The following is an 11,668-nucleotide window of genomic DNA, read 5'->3' as shown; positions in this document are numbered from 1 at the left end:
GTTCTATGAGTAATTTAGTAAAACTATTTTTATTTTTTGTTGTTGCTACCGTAGTTGTTACTTTGAGCGGCTGTGAACGAAACACCACAGTAACACTGGTTGACAAAAACAGTGAGTGGACCTTTTCTTATCCAACAAAATATCACAATCGAATATCTAAAGAGAACGCGTTTATGAGCCTTATTTGGCCAGATAATCGCTCAGAAGGAGATACCATATTCTCTAATTATTATTTATGTATTGAAAATCAAAAAGCACAAATAAAAGTTAACTACAGGTTAAGCTTATTTATTTCACCAGAGATGAAAGGTCATAATTTTTACGGTAATAAGAGAATTATAGATGCTGGTAAGGTAAGAGATAAAAATGACGTGTTTATATACGTAGATGATTTTAAATATAGTTACCTTGATTATGGCTTAATACCCATAATGGAATATGAACCTGAAATTTACCTATTATGTGTAAATTCTGGAAATTGTGAGATAGCATTACTTGATGAGAATATGTTAACAGCTACAATTAGTTTTCCTGAACGATATAAAGCCTGTTTTAGTGAGCTTATACCAGCTATTCCTACCTTCATAAAAAAATATAAAACCAGTTATAAAAAATATCAAATAACAATGTTTGATCCATCTTAACATTATCTATAAAAAGTAAAGTTTATAAAAAGGAATTTATTATGTCATTAGAATTAGAAGAAGACACGAGTAAAAGAGTAGATACATTAACACAAGATCATATTAATGAACTTCAGCAGTTTATTACTGATGGAGATAGAGGCGGTTTTTATCTTCACTATTATGAACTTACAGGAGAGGTTCAAGCACTTGTTCAAGCCCAAATTACAACGTACAGTGGTGCTTGGGGAGGCGCTGCTGCGGCAGGAAACTACCTTGCTAAATCTACCGATCCTGTAAATTATACCCTTACGTTAGACGAGTTCTCGAATGATATCGTGTTAGGAACTTTTGCAGCTATAGTAAATGATTTTAATGATCCAAATGGTAATGGAGGTATATTAAATGAAGAACAAATGCAAACAGCAGACTATGAGGTATGGAGACGCAAAGGTATGGGCAACTTATTTCCTGGTAATATTCAAGCCCCTCTTGATGATTCGTTAGCTTTATTTTTTTCTATTGGAACATTACATGCTGGCATGGCGAGCTTTGCTGTAGCGTTAGGAAAACGGCTTAACGATTATAACAGCCCGCGATATTTTCACGAGGAAACATCTAACCTTGAGATTGTATACGATAGTTTCAATAACCATATTGTATTTATTAATGATAAGGAAAATCACCATAACCTTAATGGAAATGAATATGATGCGGATTTCTTGGATGACTTCTGGAGAAAAAGTTTAAGAGCATCACCTTTAGTTGCAAGCCATGATGAACTTTACCTTAATTCAGTTCTAGGTGGTGTACGTCAAGAAATGTGGGATTTTATTCAAGCAAATCAACCGCCAGGGACTCCGTTTAACCTTCTTCTTGAAAATCCAGAAATATCATTGATGAATGTGCTAGCTCAGACTCTTTATCGTAATTTATTTATTCATTTTATGCCGGAGTCTGTGAGTACTCAATTTACTCAAGTCGAAGCCTCTGCTAGTCCTATTATTAAGGATCCACTCTTACTTGATTTGGATGGCGATGGTATTGAAACGGTTAATATTGATATAGGGGTTTTATTTGATCACACTGCTGATGGTTTGAAACAAGGAACAGGGTGGGTAGCCGCTGATGACGGTTTATTAGTATTAGATATTGATGGAAATGGTGCTATTGATTCAGGTCGTGAACTTTTTGGTGATAACACGTTACTTACTGATGGCACAAATGCAGAAAATGGCTTTGCTGCGCTTAAATAACTTGATAATAACGATGATGGTGTTATTGATGAAAATGATAGTGTTTATAGCCAACTACAAGTCTGGCAAGATGTTAACCAAGATGGTATTAGTCAAGTAAACGAATTAGAAACATTAGCCAATCTTGGCATAACCTCAATTGAAGTTAATCAAACTGAAAACGTTAATATTAATCAAAATGGCAATCAAATATCGATCACCTCTAATTTTGTCCGTAATGGTGAAGAATATGAGGTGGGGCAAGTAAATTATTCTGCAAATACATTCGATTCAGAGTTTTTAGATGTATTAGATATTCCTGAAGAAATAGAACATTTACCCAATATAGAAGGCTCTGGTGGTTTAAGAAGTTTACGTGAAGCTGCAACGTTAAATGTTGAGTTAGTAAATCAGTTAGAGTTATTCAGCGCAACTACAACAGCTCAAGAACAAAAAAGACTATTAGATGAAATTTTATGGGAGTGGTCATTAACGTCTAACACGATAACTTCTTATGGTGTAGCAGTTGATTTTAATCAAAAAGATAGCGATGAAAGTGGAAATTATGCACCTTTTGATCTCAATAGGTTTTCACTGGGGAGTGATCTATCAAAAATAGCTATACTGGAAGCTTTTAACGGTAGGCTAATAAATATTGATGGAGGTTTACTTCGTATTGAGTCCGTTGGTTTGGATAATAACTCTGTTCCTAACTTGGAATTGATGTTGAGTAATTTTAGATTTAATAATCAAGGGCTTAATGTTGCTTATGATACTTTAATCGAGTCAGTGTACGCCTCGCTTGTTATACAAACTCGTTTAAAACCTTATTTGGAGAGTGTCGATTTAGCTTATTCTGAAGAAAGTGGGTTATCTTTCGATTCTTCTGAACTTGTAAGCATGCTTGATAGTAATATTTCTACAGATCAAGTTAATGGGTTAATTGATTTAATGGAATTAGCGAAGTTTTCAGGGGCGCAGCTAATGTCTATGAATTTTGATGCTTATAGTTATCTTGCTCAAGCATTTGAGAATATAGCATTAACACCTGAATTAATTACAACGTTAAGTGAATTTGGCTTAACTGATTCAACCACTAATAGCGATGATATATTTATAGGCACAACTGATAATGAAAATATATCAGGCTCTTTTGGCAACGATATTCTTTACGGCTTAGGTGGTATTGACCATATCTTTGGTGGCGAAGGTAATGATGGCTTAAGTGGTGGTGAAGGTGACGACACACTTACAGGCAATTCAGGTGATGATACTTTAAATGGTGGAGCAGGTAATGACAACCTCGATGGCGGCGAAGGGCGTGATAATTTAATTGGTGGGGCAGGTAACGATAACCTTACTGGTGGGGAAGGTTATGATGGCTTAAGTGGCGGTGAAGGTGACGACACGCTCATTGGTAACTCAGGTGATGATACTTTAACTGGTGGAGTGGGTAATGATACCTTAATTGGTAATAGTGGTAGTGATACCTATCTTTTCAATATAGGCGATGGTCAAGATATAATAAAGAATTATGATTTGGATGAAAATAGTGTCGATACGTTACGTTTAGGTGCAGGAATTAGTGCCGCGGATATTAATTTAACGCGCTCTGATTATGACTTATTAGTGAAACTTAATGGAACAACAGATCAAATTGTAATAGGTTCCTTTTTCTATTCTACGTTTAATGCAATTGATAGTATTGCGTTTGATGACGGCAGTAGCTTAAGCTTTGATGACATGAGGGCGGAAGTACTGCTTGGGGATGATGGTGTGAATAACTTCATCGGTTATAAGAGTGATGACGTTCTAAATGGTTTTGAGGGCAATGACACACTAGTAGGCAATGGCGGAGATGATACCCTTATTGGTGGTACAGGTAGTGACACACTCTATGGTAATTCAGGTAATGATATATTATCTGGTGACGCAGAGAGTGATTCGTTAGACGGAGGAGACGGAAACGATACGCTTGATGGTGGTCTGGGCGATGACATATTATATGGGAAACTTGGCGATGACATACTTATTGGTGGCACTGGAAATGATGTTCTAAATGGTGGTGGTGGCAATAATACTTATCACTTCTCTAGAGGTGATGGGCAAGATTCTATTGTGCAAAGCTTATTTAGTTCCAACATAGACTATTTTGATACCTTGGCCTTTGGCGACGATATTAATTTATCAGATATTACTTTATTAAGAGAAACAGGCAGTGGTAATTTAATTATTAGCATTAATAATTCTGATGACAAAGTTACAGTACCAAATTTCTTTGTTGAAGGAATTCATCAACATATTATAAATGAAATCGTATTTTCTGATGGTACTGTTTTAGATGTAGAGGGTATAAAGTTGGCTGTTCTTACCGGAACGGATAGCGATGATGAGCTTGTTGGTTATACAACAAATGATGTTATATCAGGTAAAGCTGGAAACGATTATATATATAGTTATGGTGGAGATGACACATTAATTGGTGGAACAGGAAACGATGTTATTTCTGGCGGTAATGGTAACGATAGGTACATATATTCAGCTGGCGATGGTCAAGATGTTTTCTTCGATGACGTTTATACTGATAGTGAAGTAGGTATTGATGTTATTGAATTTACTAATATTACTTCCTCAGATGTTACTTTCCAGCTTAATAATCTTGAAAATTATAGTATTGAAGATTTACTTATTACTTTTTCTGGTAGCGACGATCGTGTAATTGTGGGGTCACAATTTATGTACGATTCAGCTAATACTGTCATTGAATCTTTTGTCTTTTCAGATGGCGTTACAATTACGGCCACTGAGATTTATGCTTCTATAGCGGGAAATGGAGAATTAAATCAAGTTATTGATGGTTCTAATACTATTCATGACCTTTTATACGGGGGTAGTGGTGATGATGTTATCAATGGTCTTGGCTTTGAAGACAAGCTCTATGGTCGTGGGGGAAATGATACACTCAACGGTGGTAGTGATGATGACATGTTATACGGTGAAAGTGGTAATGATACGTTAAACGGTGAGACTGGTTACGACACACTAAGTGGTGGTGATGGTAATGATATACTTAACGCTGGCGAAGGTAATGATTGGCTCATAGGTAATAGTGGTAATGATATACTTAATGGTGGTGATGGCAGAGACACATACTTCTTTAATTTGGGGGATGGATGGGACTTAATCACTGATAATGTCGTAGACGCAGATATTTTAAAGTTTACTGATATTGCTTCTACAGATGTTGTTTTTCAGCGTAATGCTATAGAAGGTTCTAGTAGAAATGATTTACTTATTAGTTTTTTAGGTAGTACAGACCAACTAACAGTTAACTCTCAGTTTAGTTATGATCAAAGCAATACGATAATAGATTCTTTTGTCTTTTCAGATGGTGTTACGTGGACTGCCGCTGAGATTTATACTCAGATAGAAGGCGACAGTATTCACCTTATTGATGATACGATTAATGGTGGTGAAGGTAATGATGTTCTTAATGGTCATGGAGGAGATGACGAACTAAATGGTCTTGAAGGGGATGACACACTAAATGGTGGTATAGGAAATGATAATCTTTCTGGTGGCGCTGGAGATGATACGTTAGATGCTGGTGAAGGTAATGATGTCGCATATGGCGGTGAAGGTAATGATGCGATAAGTGTTACAGGAAGTGGCAATAATTATTTATATGGTGATGCAGGTAATGATATTTTAATAGGCTCTTATTCTGTTGATACATTAGAAGGCGGTACTGGTGATGATATGCTCCAAGGGGAGAGCGGTGCCGATATTTTAAGGGGGGGGGCCGGTAATGATACCTTAATCGGAGGAAGCGATAACGACGAGCTATTTGGCGGCCTAGGTAATGATACCTTAGAAGGCGGTCAAGGCAGTGATGTATTAAATGGAGGTGAAGGTGACGACACCTTAATTTCTTTTGATAATATTTACGACAACAGTAGTAATATTCTCATCGGTGGGCAAGGAAATGATACCCTCTACGGTTCTTTTGGTGATGACACTTATCAATTTAATTTGGGTGATGGTCAAGACCGTATTATTGAAACGCGCTCAACTCAAGCATATAGTAATTTTACAGCCTCTAACGATACCTTGATTTTTGGTGCTGGTATTGCTACTAGCGACTTGATATTTGCACGTCAAAGTAGCGATTTAGTTATAAAGTTAGAGGGCACATCTGACAGCGTAACCATCGAAAACTGGTTTCAAACATATACAGCACACTTCTTAGTGAATAACTTTCAATTCAATGATGGCACATCTTTAAATGTAGATGAAGTGAAAAGCCTTGTTGTGCAATTAGGTACAGAAAACGCCGAACAAATAGTGGGTTCGACCGGTAATGATAAAATATTAGGCTTGGGGGGCGACGATCAATTATTTGGTCAAGGTGGTGACGATTTTCTTATAGGTGGTGATGGTAACGACTCTATTACCGGCGGCATGGGTAATGACACTTTTGTAGGTGGAGCAGGTAATGACAACTTCTTTATTAATGTTGGCGACGGACATGACATTATTAATGTTGCTGATGGCGGACAAAACACACTGTATTTACAAGACTTAAATCAATCATCATTAACTTTTACGCGTGAGGGAGATGATTTGTTAATAGTAGTGGGTGATGGTGTTACACAATCCATCCGTGTTTTAGAACACTTTTTAGGTGGTGAATCTGCTTTAGATAGAATTTATACCGAAGGCGGTGTTTGGTTAAATACTGATGATATTAATACACTTACTGATACTATTCCTACAGAACCAGAACCAGAACCAGAACCAGAACCAGAACCAGAACCAGAACCGACCCCTACACCAAGCGTTGGTGGTGACGATATTATTGTTGGTACAATGAACAATGATATTTTATTTGGTGGTGAAGGTTATGACCAACTTAATGGTGGTAAAGGGAACGATTTATTAATAGGTGGTAATGGTAACGATACTTTTGTTTTTGCAAAAGGCGACGGACAAGATGTTATTGCTGTAGGTAGTGGTGTTAACACTATTGAATTCGCGAGTGATATTAGTTGGCAAGATGTTGCCTTTAACTTACTTAAATCAGGCGATGATCTAGTATTAAAAATAGCGGGCGGGCCAGACCAAGTCACTATTTCAGACTTCTTTATTTATGGCAGTAATACCATTAACGATTTCCGTTTTTCTGATGGTAGTAATTTAACGCCAGCACAAATTTTTGGGGCATATGGTTTAGCTGAAGCAACCGCAATACCACAAGCTGAGACCGAGGTCATTTTTGGTGACTTAACGGATAACTCCATTAATGGTACATCGGGTAATGACACAATTAACGCACAAAGTGGTAATGACACTTTAATAGGTGGTTTAGGTAACGATTTATTAATTGGTGGTCAAGGGGATGACATTTACGTCTTAAACGCTGGTGATGGCCAAGATACAGTGAATGCAGCAGGTGGTGGTTTAGATACTATTCATTTTAATAACGGTATTTCTTTTGGTGATATAGCTTCATCTTTAATGAAGAGAAGTAATGATTTGGTGCTAGGCAGTGGTGATAGCCAAGTAACTATTACTAACTTCTTTCTTGGTGGCGATTACGCAGTAGATAAGTTTACATTTGAGTCTGGTGGTGAATTATCTGCAGCACAAATTTTTGGTGCGTATGGTTTACCTGTACCAAGTGTTACTGAGTCAGATCAAGCGGTACTACTTCCTGATCAACAACAGTTCACACAAGTAATACAGGGTGACTCATCAGATCAAGGCTTATTTGGATCTTCGGGTGATGAATTACTCATCGGCGGAGCAGGTAACAATATAATCGCTGGCGGAGCGGGTAACGATACTTTGATTGGCGGTGAAGGCAATGATTATTACATGTTTAATGTGGGTGATGGGCAAGACACTATTATGCAAAATGATGCAGCAGGTAATGATATATTAATTATTCAGGATGGTGTTTCGATTAATGATCTATGGTTTAGTCAAAGTGCTGACGACTTACAAATAAATATTGTAGGAACCGATGATCAAATTACGATTAACGATTGGTTTACTGGCAATGAACATCAGCTTGATCAAATAGAAGTTGGAGACTCTGTATTATTAAATAGTCAGTTAGAACAACTTGTAACAGCAATGTCGACATACGATGCTCCTATTGGCGAAGGTAGCTCTATAAGTTCAGAAGCTTTGAGTAGTTTAGATGCAGTATGGAGTGAAGTATGGACAACTTCTTAGTGTTTTAAAACGTTTGCTTAACTGAGTACGTTTGAGAAAAAAGGCTTCTAATAATTTTATTAGAAGCCTTTTTTGATTAAGCGATATGTTTTTTGTAAAACTTATATAAATAACTATGCTTTAGTCGCGGCTTTCATACTGCTAATAAAAGTAGATAATTCTTTATTCATTGCTGAATAATCTTCTAAATTATTCTCAATTATTTTAACTACGGCTGAACCACTTATCGCTCCAGCTGCACCTGCTAAAAGTGCTTCTTTAACTTGTTCAGGTGCTGATATACCAAAACCTAATACCGGTGGAGCTGCTTTGTATTTAGTTAGGGTTTCAATTAACGCATTGGCTGGCATTGCCGCTTTAGTCTCTGCGCCTGTAACTCCTGTTCTACTTAATACATAAGTGTAGCCACAACCGTTTTCAGCAACCTTTTGTAAGCTTTCTTCACTTGCATTAGGTGGTGCAATAAAAATAGGGGCTATACCGTGTTTAAGTGCGGCTTCTCTAAAAGGTTTACATTCTCTTATCGGTAAATCAGCAATTAATACTGAATCGACACCGGCTTTTGCCATATCGCCATAAAACTTATCTAATCCACGAGCAAAAATTAAGTTGCCGTAAAGTAATAAGCCAATAGGAATGTTAGGTGCGTATTCACGTATTTTAGTGAGTATATCAATACATGTATCCGTTGTTGTACCTGCATTAATGGCTCGTAAAGCAGCCATTTGAATGGTTACACCATCGGCACTTGGGTCTGAAAAAGGAATACCTAATTCAAGGGCGTCGGCACCGGCATCAATTAAGGTTTTAATTACTGCTAATGACTGTTCTGCGTTTGGATCGCCAATGGTAACGAATGGGATAAAAGCGCCTTCGTTTTTAGCTTTTAGGTCTGCGAAGCATTGGTCGTAACGATAACCGGCATTGTTAGTTGATTGAGTCATTACGCTTCTCCTTTCTGAGCTTCTAAAACGGTATGAACGTGAGCTAAATCTTTATCGCCACGGCCTGATAAGTTCACTAATATAATGGTTTCTTCAGTAACGGCATCAGCCATTTTAAGCGCATGAGCCAGTGCGTGAGAAGATTCTAACGCAGGAATAATACCTTCATTCATGGCTAATGCTTGAAAAGCGTTTAAAGCTTCATCGTCATTAATAGGTACGTATTGTGCACGACCAGTATCTTTTAAAAATGCGTGCTGAGGACCAACAGCAGGGTAGTCTAAACCTGCTGAAATAGAGTAACTCTCTTCTATCTGACCGTTATCGTCTTGCATAATGTAGGTATAATTACCGTGTAACATACCTTTGGTGCCTGCGACTAATGTTGCACCGTGATGATGAGTATTTACACCCTTACCACCTGCTTCAACACCAATTAATTTAACGTCTTTATCTTCAATAAAATCGTTAAACATACCAATAGCGTTTGAACCACCGCCCACACAAGCAACTACGTAATCAGGTAGTCGACCTTCTTCTTCAAGTAATTGTGCTTTAGCTTCTTCACCGATCATTTTCTGAAATTCACGAACAATCGTCGGGAATGGGTGAGGGCCAGCTGCGGTACCTAAAAGGTAATGAGCGTCTTCGTAATTAGCAGACCAGTCGCGAAGTGCTTCGTTTACGGCATCTTTTAATGTACCGCTACCTGCGGTTACAGGAATAACCGTTGCACCCATTAATTCCATTCTAAATACGTTAGGTTGTTGGCGAGCACAATCTACGGCGCCCATGTAAACTCGACATTTTAAACCTAATAATGAACAAGCAATAGCAGTAGCAACACCATGTTGACCTGCACCTGTTTCAGCAATTATTTCAGTTTTCCCCATGCGTTTAGCCAGTAAAGCTTGGCCTAATACTTGGTTAGTTTTGTGAGCACCACCGTGTAATAAATCTTCACGCTTTAAGTATATTTTAGCTAAAGGATTTTTAACTAAGTTTCTACAAAGGGTTAAAGGCGTTGGTCGGCCTGCGTAGCTTGTAAGTAGCTTATTAAATTCTGCTAAAAATGCTTCGTCTGTTTGCGACGCGATAAATTCTTGTTCAAGCTGTTCAAGTGCAGGTACTAATAATTCACCTACGAACATGCCACCAAACTCACCAAAGTAAGCGGGTAATGATTTTTTAACTTCTGTTGTTTCTGTATTAGTTGTCATTGCTAATAGTTCCGTATTTCTGCGAAAACTTGAGTAAGCTTCTCGCTGCATTTAATGCCAGGGCTAGCTTCAACACCAGAGTTGAGGTCTAAGCCGAATAAGTCGTGTTCAGTCAGTAAGTTGACTGCTTGTTTTATATTTTCAACGTTCAGTCCGCCTGCTAAAAAGCAGCTTGATAAATCTTGCTCGCTATCGGCTAACCCTTGCCAGTTAAACGTTTGACCGCTGCCTGCGTTTTTACCGTCTAAAACAGTGTGCTGTATATTGGTTAGCGATAATTCAGGTATTGTGGTTTCTACACCTTGCGCTTTCCATATTTCACAAGTACTTGCGCCATTTTCATTTAATAGTGCTTGTAACTTGTTGATGTAGTTTTGATCTTCTTGTCCGTGTAGCTGAACCGCATAAAGGTTTAAGGCTTTAACGCGTGTCGCAACTTCTTCAATCGGGTGGTTTACAAAAACACCCACATAGTTCAGTGATGTTTCTTGCGTTACGATTTCTTTTGCTTGTTCGCTGGTAACATAACGTGGAGATTTTTCAGCAAATATTAATCCACCGTATACAGCACCTGACTCACGTGCTGCTTGTGCGTATTCTGGCGCTGTTAAACCACATACTTTGTTGTTACCTAATATGAGTTTTCTACAGGCAAGGTCGATGTCGTTTTGCGACATAACTGAACTACCTACCAAAAAGCCATCTACAGCAGGAGCTAGCTCTCTTACTTGATCATTGGTATAAATACCTGATTCTGAAATAACGAGTCTGTCGTTAGGAATTGTAGGCGCGTAATCAAATGTACGAGATATGTCGGTAGAAAGATCACGTAGATTACGATTATTTATACCAATAAGTTTTGCGCCCAACGCAATTGCTCGGTCGCGTTCTTCATCAGTAGAGATTTCAGTTAAAATAGATAAATTGTATTGCTCTGCAACGGCTGCTAGCTCTTTGTATTCTTCATCAGATAGAACACTTAGCATTAATAAAATGGCATCAGCGCCGTAATAGCGAGCTAAATAAACTTGGTAAGTATCAATAAAAAAGTCTTTGTTAAGCACAGGGCATTTTACAGTGTTCGCTACTATTTCAAGATATTCAAATGAACCTTGAAAGTACTTTTCTTCAGTAAGTACTGATATTGCAGCCGCATATTTGTCGTAAATGGTGCAAATTTCTTTTACATCAAAGTCAGCACGAATAAGGCCTTTTGATGGCGATGCTTTTTTACATTCTAAAATAAAGCCAGCATATGGTTTTTCTTCAGTGCGTGTTAGCGCTTTGTACATACTTTTGTTTGTAGGAACAAGTGAATCTTTAAATGATTCTAGTGGTAAAGTTTTCTTTAATGCTTCAATTGAAATGCGTCTATCTGCGACGATTTTTTCTAAAATATTTGCCAT

Annotated in this window: 6 protein-coding genes; 3 read left to right on the top strand and 3 right to left on the bottom strand. The window is 37.7% G+C overall.

Annotated features, from left to right (window positions below):
- Window positions 1–5: 5 nt before the first annotated feature.
- From AC0L5Q_RS07455 to AC0L5Q_RS07445, 3 genes are all read left to right on the top strand, one after another.
- A complete protein-coding gene (locus tag AC0L5Q_RS07455; RefSeq protein ID WP_473616667.1) occupies window positions 6–644 on the top strand; it encodes a hypothetical protein in 639 nt (212 codons plus the stop codon).
- Between the two features lie 41 nt (window positions 645–685).
- Window positions 686–1,879 carry a hypothetical protein gene (locus tag AC0L5Q_RS07450; RefSeq protein ID WP_473616663.1) on the top strand — a complete coding sequence of 398 codons (1,194 nt, stop codon included), beginning with the start codon at window positions 686–688 and terminating at the stop codon, window positions 1,877–1,879.
- 234 nt (window positions 1,880–2,113) lie between these two features.
- Complete coding sequence (locus tag AC0L5Q_RS07445) at window positions 2,114–8,098, top strand: calcium-binding protein (protein WP_473616659.1); 5,985 nt, start codon at window positions 2,114–2,116, stop codon at window positions 8,096–8,098.
- Window positions 8,099–8,211: 113 nt separating this feature from the next.
- Here AC0L5Q_RS07445 and trpA read toward each other — a convergent pair whose 3' ends face one another.
- Genes trpA through trpCF form a run of 3 tightly spaced genes read right to left on the bottom strand, consistent with a single transcriptional unit; the run spans window position 8,212 to window position 11,668 of the window.
- Entirely contained in the window at window positions 8,212–9,042 is an 831-nt protein-coding gene (gene trpA, locus AC0L5Q_RS07440) for a tryptophan synthase subunit alpha (RefSeq protein WP_473616656.1), read from the bottom strand.
- A complete protein-coding gene (gene trpB / locus AC0L5Q_RS07435) occupies window positions 9,042–10,262 on the bottom strand; it encodes a tryptophan synthase subunit beta (protein ID WP_473616652.1) in 1,221 nt (406 codons plus the stop codon). The genes trpA and trpB overlap by 1 nt, the downstream gene beginning before the upstream one ends.
- Window positions 10,263–10,264: 2 nt before the next feature.
- Window positions 10,265–11,668, bottom strand: a complete 1,404-nt coding sequence (trpCF, locus tag AC0L5Q_RS07430; RefSeq protein WP_473616648.1) for a bifunctional indole-3-glycerol-phosphate synthase TrpC/phosphoribosylanthranilate isomerase TrpF — start codon at window positions 11,666–11,668, stop codon at window positions 10,265–10,267.

The organism is Pseudocolwellia sp. G5-9 (genome assembly GCF_055808995.1).
The sequence above is the reverse complement of the archived record's forward strand: the minus strand, read 5'-3'. Positions and strand labels throughout refer to the sequence as shown.